This window comes from Bradyrhizobium frederickii, from assembly GCF_004570865.1.
Classification (GTDB): domain Bacteria; phylum Pseudomonadota; class Alphaproteobacteria; order Rhizobiales; family Xanthobacteraceae; genus Bradyrhizobium; species Bradyrhizobium frederickii.
This window is the reverse complement of the sequence record NZ_SPQS01000008.1, coordinates 15,976-30,577: the sequence shown is the minus strand read 5'-3', so window position 1 is coordinate 30,577 and position 14,602 is coordinate 15,976. Positions and strand designations below refer to the sequence as shown.

General features: G+C 64.8%; 13 protein-coding genes and 1 pseudogene. 8 read left to right on the top strand and 6 right to left on the bottom strand.

What is annotated here, in order from left to right; all coding sequences use genetic code 11:
* The first annotated feature begins 18 nt into the window (after window positions 1–18).
* Window positions 19–870 (top strand): fumarylacetoacetate hydrolase family protein, encoded by an 852-nt coding sequence (locus tag E4K64_RS15315; protein ID WP_135164275.1) that lies wholly within the window; start codon window positions 19–21, stop codon window positions 868–870.
* A 22-nt stretch (window positions 871–892) separates the two neighbouring features.
* Here the strand turns inward: E4K64_RS15315 and E4K64_RS15310 are convergent, their stop codons facing one another.
* A complete protein-coding gene (locus E4K64_RS15310; RefSeq protein ID WP_135164274.1) occupies window positions 893–1,735 on the bottom strand; it encodes a hypothetical protein in 843 nt (280 codons plus the stop codon).
* Between the two features lie 215 nt (window positions 1,736–1,950).
* Here E4K64_RS15310 and E4K64_RS15305 point away from each other — a divergent pair, with 215 nt between their 5' ends.
* The 3 genes and pseudogenes from E4K64_RS15305 (at window position 1,951) to E4K64_RS15295 (ending at window position 5,149) form a co-directional block, all read left to right on the top strand.
* Window positions 1,951–2,835 (top strand): IclR family transcriptional regulator, encoded by an 885-nt coding sequence (locus E4K64_RS15305; RefSeq protein WP_135164273.1) that lies wholly within the window; start codon window positions 1,951–1,953, stop codon window positions 2,833–2,835.
* A gap of 84 nt (window positions 2,836–2,919) precedes the next feature.
* Window positions 2,920–3,906 (top strand): Bug family tripartite tricarboxylate transporter substrate binding protein, encoded by a 987-nt coding sequence (locus E4K64_RS15300; protein WP_135164272.1) that lies wholly within the window; start codon window positions 2,920–2,922, stop codon window positions 3,904–3,906.
* 23 nt (window positions 3,907–3,929) lie between these two features.
* Window positions 3,930–5,149: pseudogene (locus E4K64_RS15295) on the top strand (ABC transporter substrate-binding protein).
* Between the two features lie 55 nt (window positions 5,150–5,204).
* On the opposite strand, the gene E4K64_RS15290 reads toward E4K64_RS15295, so the two are convergent.
* Window positions 5,205–5,696: an SRPBCC family protein gene (locus E4K64_RS15290; RefSeq protein WP_135164271.1), complete on the bottom strand. Its 492-nt coding sequence runs from the start codon at window positions 5,694–5,696 to the stop codon at window positions 5,205–5,207.
* Entirely contained in the window at window positions 5,693–6,085 is a 393-nt protein-coding gene (locus tag E4K64_RS15285; RefSeq protein WP_167772025.1) for an ArsR/SmtB family transcription factor, read from the bottom strand. The genes E4K64_RS15290 and E4K64_RS15285 overlap by 4 nt, the downstream gene beginning before the upstream one ends.
* Window positions 6,086–6,370: 285 nt before the next feature.
* Between E4K64_RS15285 and E4K64_RS15280 the strand changes: the two genes are divergently transcribed.
* Window positions 6,371–7,426 carry a serine hydrolase gene (locus E4K64_RS15280; RefSeq protein ID WP_167772024.1) on the top strand — a complete coding sequence of 352 codons (1,056 nt, stop codon included), beginning with the start codon at window positions 6,371–6,373 and terminating at the stop codon, window positions 7,424–7,426.
* Between the two features lie 8 nt (window positions 7,427–7,434).
* Here the strand turns inward: E4K64_RS15280 and E4K64_RS15275 are convergent, their stop codons facing one another.
* Window positions 7,435–8,139, bottom strand: a complete 705-nt coding sequence (locus tag E4K64_RS15275; RefSeq protein ID WP_135164268.1) for an SDR family oxidoreductase — start codon at window positions 8,137–8,139, stop codon at window positions 7,435–7,437.
* 117 nt (window positions 8,140–8,256) lie between these two features.
* Between E4K64_RS15275 and E4K64_RS15270 the strand changes: the two genes are divergently transcribed.
* The gene (locus tag E4K64_RS15270; protein ID WP_135164267.1) at window positions 8,257–9,096 is read left to right on the top strand and encodes a GNAT family N-acetyltransferase; all 840 of its coding nucleotides are present in this window, start codon (window positions 8,257–8,259) and stop codon (window positions 9,094–9,096) included.
* Window positions 9,097–9,203: 107 nt separating this feature from the next.
* Here the strand turns inward: E4K64_RS15270 and E4K64_RS15265 are convergent, their stop codons facing one another.
* Window positions 9,204–9,650, bottom strand: a complete 447-nt coding sequence (locus E4K64_RS15265; protein WP_167772023.1) for a hypothetical protein — start codon at window positions 9,648–9,650, stop codon at window positions 9,204–9,206.
* A gap of 1,360 nt (window positions 9,651–11,010) precedes the next feature.
* Between E4K64_RS15265 and E4K64_RS15255 the strand changes: the two genes are divergently transcribed.
* Entirely contained in the window at window positions 11,011–12,864 is a 1,854-nt protein-coding gene (locus E4K64_RS15255) for an alkaline phosphatase family protein (protein WP_135164265.1), read from the top strand.
* Window positions 12,865–12,936: 72 nt separating this feature from the next.
* Here the strand turns inward: E4K64_RS15255 and E4K64_RS15250 are convergent, their stop codons facing one another.
* Window positions 12,937–13,509 carry a hypothetical protein gene (locus E4K64_RS15250; RefSeq protein WP_135164264.1) on the bottom strand — a complete coding sequence of 191 codons (573 nt, stop codon included), beginning with the start codon at window positions 13,507–13,509 and terminating at the stop codon, window positions 12,937–12,939.
* 392 nt (window positions 13,510–13,901) lie between these two features.
* On the opposite strand from E4K64_RS15250, the gene E4K64_RS15245 reads away from it, so the two are divergent.
* On the top strand, window positions 13,902–14,561 hold the full coding sequence (locus E4K64_RS15245) for a peroxiredoxin (RefSeq protein WP_135164263.1): 660 nt from the start codon (window positions 13,902–13,904) through the stop codon (window positions 14,559–14,561).
* Window positions 14,562–14,602: the final 41 nt, after the last annotated feature.

Sequence of the window (14,602 nt, the reverse complement as noted above, 5' to 3'; positions counted from 1 at the left end):
TTTCTCAGGGATGATCACATGAAGCTGCTTTCTTTCATCGCCAACGGCCGCTCCTCCTTCGGCGCCGTCAAGGACAATGCCGTCGTCGATCTCGGCGTGCGGATGACGGGCTGCACGACGCTGCGGCAATTGCTCGAAACCGGCCGCGTGGCCGAGGCGACCAAGCTGGTCGCGTCCACCGCGCCCGATCATCCGCTCGAGCGCATCACCTTCCTCCCCGTCATCCCCGATCCCGGCAAGATCATCTGCGTCGGCCTCAATTATCGCGACCACGTCGCGGAGACCGGCCGCACCGTCACCGAGAAGCCGGCGCTCTTCGCGCGCTTCGCCTGTAGCCAGGTCGGCCATCTCCGGCCGATCGTGAAGCCGAAGGTCAGCGACGATTTCGACTATGAAGGCGAGCTCGCGCTGGTCATCGGCAAGCAAGGGCGCCACATCCCACCTGACCGTGCGCTCGGGCACGTCGCCGGCTATTCCTGCTACAATGAAGGCAGCGTCCGCGACTGGCAGCGCCACACCAGCCAGTTCCTTTCCGGCAAGACCTTTGCCGAGAGCGGCAGCTTCGGTCCGTGGCTGGTGACGGCGGACGAGGTACCGGATCCGTCAAACCTCAGCTTGCAGACGCGCCTGAACGGCACCGTGGTGCAGGACACCACCACCGGCCTTCTGATTACCGCCATCCCCGAGTTGATCGCCTACATCTCCACGATCTGCCCGCTCGACCCCGGCGACGTCATCGTGACGGGCACGCCCGGCGGCGTCGGTGCCAAGCGCACGCCGCCCCTGTGGATGCGCCCGGGCGACACCGTCGAGGTCGAGATTTCCGGCATCGGCGTCTTGCGCAACAAGGTGATCGCCGAACCGGCCTGACCACGCCTTCCAATCAAGACGTTCACGCCAGATAGTGCGCCAGATAGCCCTGCATCGCATAGAGCGCGCAGAGCGCCAGGCTCGACCACACTGCGGCGCTGAAATACAGGAACATCCAGGTCAGCTCGCCCTTCCAATGCGCGATGTCGTGGGTCACCACCCAGCGCGTCGAGACGTCATGCAGGCCTTCGAGGAAGCCCATGAACGTATTGCCCTCGGCGTGCCCTGCCCGCCAGCGGCTGAGATACATCGGCACGTCGACGGTGACGAGGAAGGCGAGGAAGCAGGCGATGCCGACGACGCCTGACATCAGCGCCCAGCGCACCACGCCCTGGAATTCCGGCACCAGGCGGCACAATGCGATGCCGGCGAGGAAGAAGGTCACCGCCCACAGCGAGTTCTCGATCGCGTTGTAGAGGAAGTTGGTCGTCACCACCGCGTACCAGGAGAAGCACTCCGCGAGGATGATGATGGGCACGATCACGAGCGCGATGTTCACCGCGGTCTCCGCACCCGTCATGTGACCCAGCTTATGCAGGATGATGGCCCATTGCGCCACGAAGCAGAGCTCGGCCACGGTCGCGACCGTCCGGCCGACCACGACGCTCGACAGCCAGGTGTCGAACAGGCAGATGCGCTGCACGTCGGCGCGCGGCAGGAACGACCGGAACGCGCAGCCGAACACATAGCCGGCGCAGAGCAGGAACATCAGCCCGATGCCGGAGCCGCCGCTGAGATTGCCCGACGGCGTCGGGTAGAACTCGCGGTACAACATGAACCAGACCAGGATATTGGCGCTGCTGACAAGCGTGAGAGATCCCCACCACCACGCGAGGGGGTTTGACCGCGCCTGCCACTGCAACATTGAGCCGCTCCGCAAATAATTCGATCTGACATGTCGTCGTAATAATCCTGTCACGAGACTGCATCCAATCACGACAAAAATCTGTGTGCTGGGTGCTGCCGCGCGCGCTTTTCAGCGAAACGCGGGTTCGGCGCGCCTGTCCACATATCGGACAATTGTTTGCCTTCATTCGAATCTATTGGACATAATGGGTGCCCCCGTCCGATAGTTCGGTTATGGCCCCGACAAACTCCTCCAAGCCGCGACATCCGCTCTCCTCCGCCGCCGCCGTGCTGGCGGAGAGCGTCGATGACGCCGCCTTCGCCACGACGCTGGCAAAGGGGCTCGTCGTGCTCGAAGCGTTCAAGGCCGGGAGCCCGCTGCTGGGCAACATGGAGCTGTCGACGCTGACGGGCATCCCGCGGCCGACGGTCGCGCGGCTCACCCACACGCTGGCCGAGATCGGCTACCTCCGCTACGACGCCGAGCGGGCCAAGTACCGTGTCGGTGCGCGGGCGCTGCGGATCGCGCATCCTCTGCTCGCAGGAATGCAGTTCCGCCAAGTGGCGCGGCCGATGATGCAGGAGCTGGCGCTCAGCGTCCGCGGCACGGTCTCGATCGGCCTGCTCGACGCCACCTCGATGATCTATGTCGAGACCGCGCGCTCCGGCGACGTCGGACCGCACGTGCCCGACATCGGCATGCCGATTCCCGTGGTGCTGACCGCGATGGGACGCGCCGCGGCGGCGACCCTGCCGCCGGCCGATGCCGACCGGCTCGAGCGGAACATCGCCGCCGAAGACGCCGAGCTGTGGTCGGCCTTTCGTGACAAGTACCGCGCCGGGATCGCGCAATGCAAAAGCCGCGGCTTCTGCACCTGCTGGGGCGAGTACATGGCGTCCATCCATGCGGTCGCGGCGCCGCTGTTTCACGCCGGCGAATCGAAGCAATCGTTCTCGATCAATTGCGGCATCCCGGCGTTCCGCCTCCAGCCGGGCCAACTGGAAGGCGAGATCGGTCCGCGCATCGCGGCGCTCGCGGACAGCATCCGCGCCATCGTCGGGCAGGCAGAGCTCGCGCCGCCGCGCAAAACCAGGAAGGTCACAAGCGCCGCAACATGACATGGCTGGGCCGCGCGAAGGATTGAAGGTTCTCGCCGCGGTGATGGAAGACGACCAACGATAAAAAACGGGAGGAAGACCACAGTGGCATCGCTCGAAGTCACACGCCGAGCCCTGCTGGGCGCCATCGCAGGCGGCCTTGTCGCCGGCTCGGACCTGACGGCACGGGCCGAGGATGCATGGCCCTCGCGCCTGGTGCGGCTGATCTCGCCCTACGGGCCCGGCGGCTCCAACGACATCTCGCTGCGCCTGCTCGCCGAAGAGTTCGGCCGCAGTCTGCGTCAGCAGTTCATCGTCGAGAACAAGCCGGGCGCCGGCACCCGCATCGCCAACGACATGGTCGCCCATGCGCCCGGCGACGGCTACACGCTTCTGTACGTCGCGGCTCCCTACGCCACCGCCGAGGCGCTGTTCGGCAAGTTGACCTATGACCGCAAGGAGCTGCAGCCGGTCGCAATGGCCGTGATCGCGCCGCTGTTTCTCATCATCAGCGCGGACGCGCCGTTCAAGACGCTTCCCGAGCTGATCGCCTACGGCAAATCGAAGCCCGATGGGCTGACCTTCGCCTCTCCCGGCGCCGGCTCGCAGCCACATCTTGCCGGAGAGCTGCTGTTCCGCGACGCCGGCGTCAAGGGTCTCAATATCCCGTTCCGGGGCGATGCCGCCTCCTACACCGAGCTGCTCGCCGGCCGGGTCGATGCCACGCTGACGGCGCTGCCGACCGCCCTGCCCTACATCCAGAGCGGCAAGTTCATCGTCCTCGGCGTCGCCTCGCCCGAGCGCAGCGCGCTCTACCCGCAGGCGCCGACCTTGCGCGAGCAGGGCTTTCCCAACGTCGCGGCCGCCGGCTGGTACGGCTTCATGGCGCCTTCCACGACGCCGCGCGCGATCGTCGACAAATTCCAAGCCGAAGTCCTGCGCGCGCTCGCCGAGCCGGCCATCAGGGACAAGCTGACAGCACAAGGCCTCGAAGTGCGCGCCGGCAGTGCCGCCGAGTTCGGCCGGTTCATCGACAGCGAAACGCAGAAATGGACCAAGCTGATCCGCGATGCCGGGCTCAAGGGCGAATGACCGTGTGCGAACAGGGAATCAGAATGAAGAACCGCCTTCTTGAACGCATCACAGCCTCCGCACTCGCTCTGGCGCTGTCGATCACACAGGCTCACGCGCAGAAGAAATATGATCCCGGCGCTTCCGACACCGCATCAAGGTCGGACAGACCGTGCCGCTGAGCGGTCCTGCCTCGGCCTACGCCGTGATCGGCAAGACCCAGGCGGCCTATATGAAGATGATCAACGACGAGGGCGGCGTCAACGGCCGCAAGGTCGAGCTGATCCAGTATGACGACGCCTATTCGCCGCCGAAGACGGTCGAGCAGGTTCGCAAGCTGGTCGAAAGCGACGAGGTGCTGCTGACGTTCCAGATCATCGGCACCGCGCCGAACGTCGCCGTGCAGAAATATCTCAACGCCAGGAAGATCCCGCAGCTGTTCGCGGCCACCGGCGCGGCACGCTTCACCGATCCCAGGAACTTCCCCTGGACCATGGGCTTCAACCCCTCCTACCTCGTCGAGGGCCGGATCTACGCGCAGTATCTCCTGAAGAACCACCCGAACGCCAGGATCGGCGTGCTCTATCAGAATGACGATCTCGGCAAGGACTATCTTGCCGGCCTCAAGGCGGGCCTCGGCGACAAGGCGAAGATGATCGTGGCCGAGACCTCCTACGAGATCACCGAGCCGACCATCGACTCGCAGATCTTGCGGTTGAAGGACGCCGGCGCCGACGTGCTGTTCAGCGCCACGACGCCGAAACAGGCGGCGCAGGCGATCAAGAAGGTCGCCGAGATCGGCTGGAAGCCGCTGCACATCATCGACATCAACGCCTCCTCGCTCAGCGCCGTGCTGAAGCCGGCGGGTCTGGACAATTCCAAGGGCGTCGTCAGCGTCGGCTACGTCAAGGATGCCGCCGATCCCGAATGGAAGGACGATGCCGGCATGAAGCGCTACCTCACCTTCATGGCGAAATACTATCCCGAGGGCGACAAGGAATCGAACCTGAACGTCTATGGCTACATCACGGCCCAGCTGCTGGTGCAGGTGCTGAAGCAATGCGGCGACGATCTGACCCGCGAGAACGTGATGCGGCAGGCAGCGAGCCTCAAGAACGTCGTGCTCGATCTGACGCTTCCCGGAATCTCCGTCACGACGACGCCGACCGACTATCGCGTCAACAAGCAGTTCCAGATGGTGCAGTTCGACGGCCAGCGCTGGCAGAAGCTCGGAGACGTCGTGACGGACCAGGCGAAGGAGTGAGGCGGCGAGACGCGAAAGCGGTCCGGGCGAGTCCTTCGCCGGGACCGCTTTGACATCAACGCTTCATGCCCGCCACATAGGCCGCGAGCTTGTCGAGCGTCTGATAGCCGTATTCGACCGCGCCGAAGCCGATCATGCCGTCGCGCTGCTCGGCGCTCGAGGCCAGCTGGCGCATCATCAGCACGGTCTTGCCGTTGCTCTGCTCGGCAAAGGTGACGGTGAAACGGAACATGCCGGGATCCTCGTCCTGGTCGAGGCCGTGATCCATCTCCATCAGGGACGGCCGCTCGATGCGGCGGAAGCGCATGCGGTTCGGATAGACCGTGCCGTCGGGGCCGATCATGTTGAAGCGCCAGACGCCGCCGACGCGCACGTCGATCTCGAAGGTCTCGATCTTGAATCCCTTCGGCCCGAACCATTGCGGCAGATGCTTCGGGTCGGACCAGGCCTCGAACACCAGATCGCGCGGCGCGTCGATCACGCGCGACATCACGATCTCGCGGTCGAGCGACCATTGCGACAGTGCGGGATTGGCAGAATTCGTCATCGCTCAGAACCTTTCCGTTTGGTTGTTCGGGACGGCCGCTTGACGGCCGCCCTCTCCTTCTCTTTCTTGAGCTTCATCACATAGGCTTCGAAGCGGTCGAGCCGTGCCTCCCAGATCGCGCGCTGCCGCTGGAACCAGTCCTCCGCACCGAGCAGCGCATCCGGGCTGAGGCGGCAGGTGCGCACGCGGCCGGATTTCTCCGACATCAGCAGTCCGCTCGTCTCCAGCACCTGAATGTGTTTCATGAAACTCGGCAGCGCCATGTCGAAGGGATCGGCGAGCTCGCCGACCGAAGCCTCGCCGGCGCACAGCCGCATCACGATCGCCCGCCGGGTCGGATCGGCAAGCGCTGCGAAAACCTGGTCGAGGCGGGTCAATTGGTTAGCCATGAAGCTAACTATAGGCGACTTGGCCAACCGCGTCAACAATTGTTAGCTCACAAGCTAAGTGATTTTGATGGCGCGTGGCGATGCGGAACCTACAGCGCGCAATTGTGAATTGGGCCGCGGGAGGTTTCCGGATAGAGCAGATCGGGGGCGCATCAACATCGTTGATCAGAGCAAGTGCCCCCTGTTGTCACCCCATCCCCGATCACCCGGCGAATCTTCACGCGCGCTGCCCTCGTTCCCCTTGCGATCGCGCTTGGCCCGCGCCGCGCCCTTGCGGATTCCGACATGATCGCGCAGATGCGCGACATCGTCGCGAGCGAGCTGGCGCCGACCGCGACGCCGGACCATGCCGGCGGCCTCGCCGCGGCCCTTTATGCCGGGCGCCATGTCGAGTTCTTCAGCTACGGCTTTGCCGATGATGCCACCAAACGGAAGGTGACGCCGGACACGCTGTTCAACCTCGCCTCGTTGCGCAAGCCGTTCGAGGCCACGCTGGTGGCGCTCGGCGCGGCGCGCGGCGAGCTGCGGCTCGACGACCGCCTGCCGAAATACCTGCCCGAGCTGAACGGCAACTACATCCGCAACGTCACTGTTGGGCAGTTGGCGACGCATACGTCGGGCCTGTTGCTGCCGACCGACCATCCGCCCTGGCCGAACGAGGAGTACACGCGCGAGCATTTCATCGCCTTGCTGAACGCCTTCACGCCGGCGCCCGGCATCGCACCCGGCCGGCAACGCATCTACACCCATGCCGGCTACGTGCTGCTTCAGCTCGTGCTCGAGCGCTGCTACGGCATGCCGATCCATGTGCTGATCCAGCACCGCATTCTCCGCCCCCTCGCCATCGACTCCACTTTCGTCCCCGAGCGCGGCGCGGACAATCGCGCCGTCACGGACCGGGCCTTGATGCCGCGCGTGGTCCAGGGTTATTCCGACCAGGGCATGGCCATCGGCCCGATCGGCAATCAGCAGAGCTATTTTGACTTTCCCGGCACGGGCCAGATGTTCGGCTCCGCGCGGGATTTGGCGATCTTCGCGGCGGCCTGCGTCGACGGCCGCGCGATCAATCCGCATTTGCGCGAGGCGCTGCGGATGACGCAGCGCGAGGCCTTCCGCGTCGACGAAAAATTCGGACAGGGTATGGCCTGGGAGACCGTGCATCTTCCAGGCGTCACCATCATCGACAAGCCCGGCGGCCTCAACAATGCCTCCGGCTATATCGGCCTGGTGCCGGCGCGGCGGATCGCCATCGTCCTGCTGGCCAATCGCGGCGAATATCCGCACGAGATCGCTCGCTACAGGATCCTGCCGGAACTCGCGCGGCTTGTCGCTTCACATTGAGGCGGCGTTCAGACCGAGCGCGTCAGTCCGCCGTCGACGCGGATGTTCTGGCCGGTGATGTAGGCGGCGCCGTCGGAGGCCAGGAACGAGATCGTCGCCGCGATCTCCTCCACTTTGCCGTAGCGCTTCATCGGCACGCTGTCGCGGCGCGTATCCTGCTGCGGCAGGCTGTCGATCCAGCCCGGCAAGACGTTGTTCATGCGGATGTTGTCGGCGGCATACGTGTCGGTGAAGATCTTCGTGAAGGCGGCAAGGCCGGCGCGGAACACCGCCGAGGTCGGGAACATCGCGCTCGGCTCGAAGGCCCAGGCGGTCGAGATGTTGATGATGGCGCCGCCCTTCTGCGCCTGCATCAGCGGCGTCACCAGCCGCGTCGGGCGGATGACGTTCAGGAGATAGGTGTCGAGGCCGCTGTGCCACTGCTCGTCGGTAATCTCGGTGATGGGAGCGCGCGGTCCGTGGCCGGCGCTGTTGACCAGTACATCGATCCGTCCCCATTTCGCCATGGCACCGTCGACGAGACGCTTCAGGTCGTCGTTCTCCTTGTTCGAGCCGGTGACGCCGAGCCCGCCGAGCTCGGCGGCCAGCGCCTCGCCCTTGCCGGAGGACGACAGGATCGCGACGCGAAACCCGTCCGCTGCCAGCCGCCGCGCAGCCCCTGCCCCCATGCCGCTGCCGCCGGCGGTAACGAGCGCAACCTTCTCTGCTGCCATGACCGATCATCCCTTTGAGTTGAGGCGAGCCGCAGGCTCGGCCTATCATGCGGCCTTCTACAGCCAGACCTGTCGGCAGGTCCATGGTCGAAGGATGCATCCCATGAGCAACGCGCGATGAGTGACTTGCTGATCCGCAATCTGCGCCCCGAGGAAATCTCCCTCGTCATCGACTGGGCCGCGGCCGAGGGCTGGAATCCGGGCCACTGCGATGCCGCCTGCTTCGCAATCCCCGACCCGCAAGGCTTCTTCGTCGGCGAGATCGATGGCAAGCCGGCCGCGACCGTCTCCTGCGTCAATTACGACGATCGCTTCGCCTTCCTCGGCTTCTACATCGTGCGTGCAGACCTTCGCGGCTCCGGCCACGGCCTGCGGATCTGGAACGGGGCGATCGCCCATGCGGGCTCCCGCGTGATCGGGCTCGACGGCGTGGTGGCGCAGCAGGACAATTACAGGAAGTCCGGTTTCCAGCTTGCTTACGCCAATATCCGCTACGGCGGCGTCGTCGCCGCGCCGGCGAGCTCACCCGCCGATGTCGTCGCGCTCGACACGATCCCGTTCGCGCTTGTGGACGCCGACGACACCACGGTCTTCCCGGTCCGGCGCAGCGCCTTCCTGCGGACCTGGATCAATACGCCCGGCCATGTCGGCCGTGCGCTATTGCGCGACGGCAAGCTCGCCGCCTGGGGCGTGATCCGGCCGTGCCGGACCGGTTACAAGATCGGCCCGCTGGTCGCCGACGACCGCACGGCGGCGGAGGCGATCGTGCAAGCCCTGCTGGCCAGCGCGGATGGCGAGGTGTTTCTCGACGTCCCCGCCGTCAATCGCGAGGCCATCGTGCTCGCGGAGGCGCTCGGGCTCAAGCCGGTGTTCGAGACGGCGCGGATGTACACGGGCGCGATCCCGCCGCTGCGCATCGATCGCGTCTTCGGCGTGACCAGCTTCGAGCTCGGCTAAAGCATGATCCGGAAAAGTGCGCAGCGGTTTTCCGAAAAGATCATGCTTAGACAACAGCCTAAAGCGCGATGACGATTCATCCTGATCGCATCGCGCTTTAGCGCCGCTCAGTAGCAGCGCGTGATGTTGACGGTGTGCTCGCTGCCACCGCGTCCGGGCACCGTCACCTGCTCCGTCGGGCAGCTCGGCACGTAGGGCCGGTCGGACGGCACGACGTTGGGCGGGAAACGATGCGTCCAATCCCACGGAACGTCATAAGTGTAGGTGTAGCGCACGTCGGCGGAGAGCGGCTGGGCTGGATCGACGAAGGGCTGGCTGTAGCCGGCGCTGTCGTGGAAGAAGCCGCCGCCGCCGGGCCAGTAGACGAATTGGTTGTTGCGCCGGTGGAACCGGGCGCCCGGCGCGATGGACGGACGCGCGATTGCGCCGGATGGCGCCGCGGTCACCCCGTGCGGCGCGGCGCCGCCGGGTCGTGCAGAACTATCGCTGAGGCTAAGGAGCAGCGCGGCTGCGCTGAGCGAGGCGAGCAAGGCCCCATGCATTCTGTAGGTCATGATACGCACCAACTCGTTTGGCTTCTGCGGCTCCCCGCAGCTACGCTAGGCCGGGCCGTCGCCCACCCGCAAACGTATAATTAATCTTTGGTTAAGGCACGGGATTAACCGGGGAACCGATGCGGCAAAGCGCGCCCGATTGCCGCCTTCTGGCTCGTTCCGCCCCGCAGAGCGACGTCGGCCCTGACGGGGACAACGCCGGCACCCTGACCGGCCGCTATCGCTGGTGGAGCCGCTCTCTCACAATCCGTTGCGTTACCCGACGGCAAAACACCCGAGGCCTAGGTCAACGCCCATCGCCGAAAACATTCCGCTTTACCGAAATTCGGAAATGACGTATGTGTCGTGCAACCCGGCCCAAGGAAGAGGGGCGTATCGCGATCGTCACGAACGCGGGCCGGGCGGCGGTGGACGCCGATGGCATCGGCGCGAAGGGTTTTGCAGGGCGGGTAACCGTGAGCGAAACGTCTCGCGCACACGACCGGTGCGATCGGCGTACGGCAAAATCGTGTGGTCCTGACGCCCGGGGTCTGGCGTCAAGTCTTGCGGTGATGCGGCGGCCCGACCGGGCACGCGCATCGATCAGCCGCAAGGCGACGGGGGCAATAGTGCATCGCTCCCCGGGGAGAGCACGACATAAGCCGTCAAACCACTGCGCAGGGAAGGCCGGGATGTCCCCGGTTGCCCTGTTCTCCGCTATGCATGAAGCACACGCAGTCTGCTCTTGGCATGGCGGTCCACGGGAGCCAACCGGCTCCCGGCCTTCCCTGCGCCCTCTTTCAATGAGGGTGAGACGACCAGGCAAAACTCGGGCGAAACAAGCCGCGAGGATGCGATGCTGTGTCAGTTTGCTTGCGGATCGGCGCCGCCCATCCCCGTCACCCTGAGGCGCTCTCCATGCGACGCAACGCGTCGCGTGGAGAGCCTCGAAGGGCGACGGCCCCGCTGCACCAGCTCGGCCGCGCATCCTTCGAGGCTCCGCATGCGATGCATTCGCATCGCACGCCTCGCACCTCAGGATGACGGGATTGATACTGTCTCTGCGGAAAGAGTCTGGCTTGCTTGCGCCTTCGTACGCGACACCCCGCTCTCGTGCCCCGGACGCAGCGCAGCGTCCCTTCGACGGTGCGCTGCTGAGCCGGGGCCCATGCAGCAGCGAGTGCCGCGGCCCGCTGGGTCCCGGCTCTGCGCAGCAGCGTAAGAACGCTGCGGCGCGTCCGGGACACGAGAGAGTGACGCATCCCTCCCCGGCCCTCTTGCATCGGCGGCAGGCCTTGTAACACAACCGTCATGCAGCGAAACTAAACGAAACCGGGGCCGCGGAGTGCGGCCATGCCGCCTCACCGCAGGGAGAGATCTGATGCGCCGTTCGCTGCTGTTGCTGTCCGCCGGATTGACGATGTTGTCCACCGGATTTGCCTCCGCCGAGAACAACACGCCCCGCAATTTGATCCTGTTCATTCCGGACGGCCTGCGCGCGCTGAAGGTGACCCCCGAGACGGCACCCGCCATGGCCGAGGTCCGCGACAAGGGCGTCAATTTCAAGAATCCGCACTCGCTGTTCCCGACTTTCACCATGGCCAACGGCTCGGCAATGTCGACCGGCCATTATCTCGGCGACACCGGCGTGTTCTCCAACACGATCTGGACCAGCTACACCTCTGCCCCCGCCGGCGATACCGTGGTTCCCTTCATCGAGAACGATGCCGTGCTCGGCGACATCGACGAGCATTTCAGCGGCAACTACCTCAACGAGGACACCATCTTGAAGCTGGCGCGCGACAAGGGGTACAGCACCGCCGCGCTCGGCAAGCATGGTCCAACCTATCAGTTCGACCACACCGACAAGCCCGAAAAGCCCGGCCTGCATTCGATCGTGTTCGACGACGCCACCGGCGGCAAGCACGGGGTCGCCCTGTCCGATGAGGTGAAGGACGCCCTGACCAAGGCCGGCCTGCCCGCCGTTCCGCCGCCGCGCGGCGACAATTCCAAGGCGGGCGATGCCAAGACGCCGGGCACCAATGTCGCCAACGTCGCGCAGCAGGCCTATTTCGCCGACGTCGCCGCCAAGGTGGTGCTGCCAATGTTCAAGACCCGCAACAAGCCGTTCGTGCTGGTGTTCTGGTCGCGCGACCCCGATGGCAGCCAGCACAACACTGGCGACAGCCTCAACCAGATCATGCCGGGCATCAACGGCCCGACCTCGATGGCCGGCATCAGGAATGCCGACAACAACCTCGCCCAGCTCCGCAAGGCGCTCGACGAGCTCGGGCTCGCCGCCTCGACCAACATCATCATCTCGGCCGACCACGGCTTCTCCACCATCTCCAAGGAGAGCAAGACCAGCCCCTCGGCCAAGGTCAGCTACGACGACACGCCGAAGGATTTTCTGCCCATGGGGTTTCTGGCGCTCGATCTCGCCAAGGCGCTCGACCTGCCCTTGTTCGATCCCAACGACAAGAACGCGAAGATCGAAGGCAACAAGCATCCCAAGTTCGGCAACGGCGTGCTCGGCAAGGATCCGGAGAAGCCCGATCTCATCGTCGCCACCAACGGCGGCTCGGACCTCATCTATCTCCCGAACAAGGACAAGAAGCTGGCGGCGAAGACCATCAAGGCGCTGCTCACGCAGGACTACGTCTCCGGCCTGTTCGTCGAGGAGTCGCTCGGCCGCTTCCCGGGCACGCTGCCGCTGTCGAGCATCAATCTGCGCGGCAAGGCGGCGACGCCGACGCCGTCGATCGTCGTCAACTTCCGCTCCTATGCCAGCGATTGCGGCGAGGCGCCGACCAATTGCTCGGTGCAGGTCGCCGACACCGTGCTGCGCCAGGGCCAGGGCATGCATGGCAGCTTCAGCCGCGGCGACACCATGAACTTCATGGCCGCGATCGGTCCGGACTTCAAGACCGGCTTCGTCGACGAGCTGCCGGTCAGCAATGCCGACGTCGGCATGACGGCCGCCCGGCTGATGGGCCTGCGCGCCACCCAGAAAGGAGAGCTGGTCGGTCGCGTGATGTCGGAAGCCCTGCCCAACGGCGCCGTGCCGAAGGCCTATGTCGGTACGGTGAAGTCCAAGCCCGCCGAGGGCGGCCTGATCACCGTGCTGAACTTCCAGCGCGTCGGCAGCCAGCGCTATTTCGACGCCGCCGGTTTTCCGGGCCGCACGCTCGGCCTCGAGCCGGAGACCGGCAAGCAAAAAACGGCGGGGAAATGACCCCGCCGTTCGATCGCGTCCGCATCAGGGACGCTTAGATGTTACATGCCCAAGTCTTTACGGGCCCAAGTCTTACATGCCGATGTCGAACACGTTCGGCAATTGGCCCGCCAGCGGCAGCGCGGTGGCGCCGAGGAAGGTCGCCACCATCGCCATCAGGCGACGGTTGTTGTGGCGCTTGCCGCGCATCTGGCCGGCAATCCATTCCAGCATCTCGCTGTTGACCTTGGAGGCGTAGGACGGCGCCCAGCTCTCGATCTCGGTGTCGGCCGACAGCGCAACGCTGCGCGGCGGCACCTTCAGGCCCGAGGCGCTCGCGGCATAATGGGCAACGGCCTTGGCGAGCAGGTCGTCGAAGCGGCCGCCATCGCTGCGCTCGGTCGCGGCTTCGTTGATCTCGAACAGGACCTCGGCCTCAGCGCGGCTGACCGGCTGATCGTTGACGGCGGTGGCCGTCAGGATCCGCGTGCACCAGGCGGTGTCATCGGCATCGAGCGAACGGGAGAAGTGCACCCTTCCCTTGGTGGTCGGGCCTTCGCCGGTGATCACACCGTCGCGCACGATGGAGAGTGCATGGGCCGCGGTGTCGCGGCAGGACGGTTCGAGGGACGAGGACTCGACAGATTTAGGCGCAGCGGCAGACATAGTTCACTTCCAGACTTCTTCTGATCGGCCAGCATTTTCATGCCGGCGTAAAGGGGTGGTTAACGATTCGATACGGCGATCGCGACTTTTCGAGATGGTTGCCAATTGGTCGCTGTCAGAACCGTTTTGGTTCCAGCACGCGCCGGGCGAGCGTGATGGAAGTCATAAAAGGCATAATAGGGGCGAGCGAGACCGTGCGACCCCGGGTGGAGATGTTTCGCCGCAGGTGCCGCTGTAACAATAAGTTGCTAGGAAATCGGGCCTTCAAGGAAGAAATTCACATTTTACTTGAACCGGTTCAGCGGGCGTTCACTTGGCTTGTTAAGGCCCTATAATGAGGATGACGGCCAGAGAAAAATTCCCCAGTAGATTCAATGCGATGAGGTAACATCATGACACTCCCGATCGGCACCACCGCACCCGACTTCGAAGCCGAGACCACCGAAGGGAAGATCAAGTTCCACGACTGGATCGGCAACAGCTGGGCGCTCTTGTTCTCGCACCCCAAGGACTTCACGCCGGTTTGCACGACCGAGCTCGGCGCCCTCGCCAGGCTGAAGCCGGAATTCGACAAGCGCGGCGTCAAGCTGATGGGACTCTCGGTCGACCCGGTCGACAACCATGCCCGTTGGTCGGAGGACATCAAGGAGACGCAAGGCGCAGCGCCCAATTATCCGATGATCGGCGACACCGATTACAACGTTTCGAAGCTCTACGGCATGCTGACGGCCGCGATCTCCGGCGATCCCCTCAAGCGCACCGCGGCCGACAACCAGACCGTCCGCAACGTCTTCATCATCGGGCCGGACAAGAAGATCAAGCTGGTGCTGGTCTATCCGATGACCACGGGGCGGAACTTCCAGGAGATCCTGCGCGTCATCGACTCGCTCCAGCTCACCGCCAAGCATCGCGTCGCGACCCCGGCCGACTGGACCCAGGGCGAAGATGTCATCATCGCCGGCTCGGTCTCCAACGACGAGGCCAAGACGATCTATCCGCAGGGCTGGAAGGAGCCGAAGCCTTATCTGCGCATCGTGCCGCAGCCGAAATAACAACGCTGTCATCCCGGGCGATGCGTTAGCATCGAACCGTG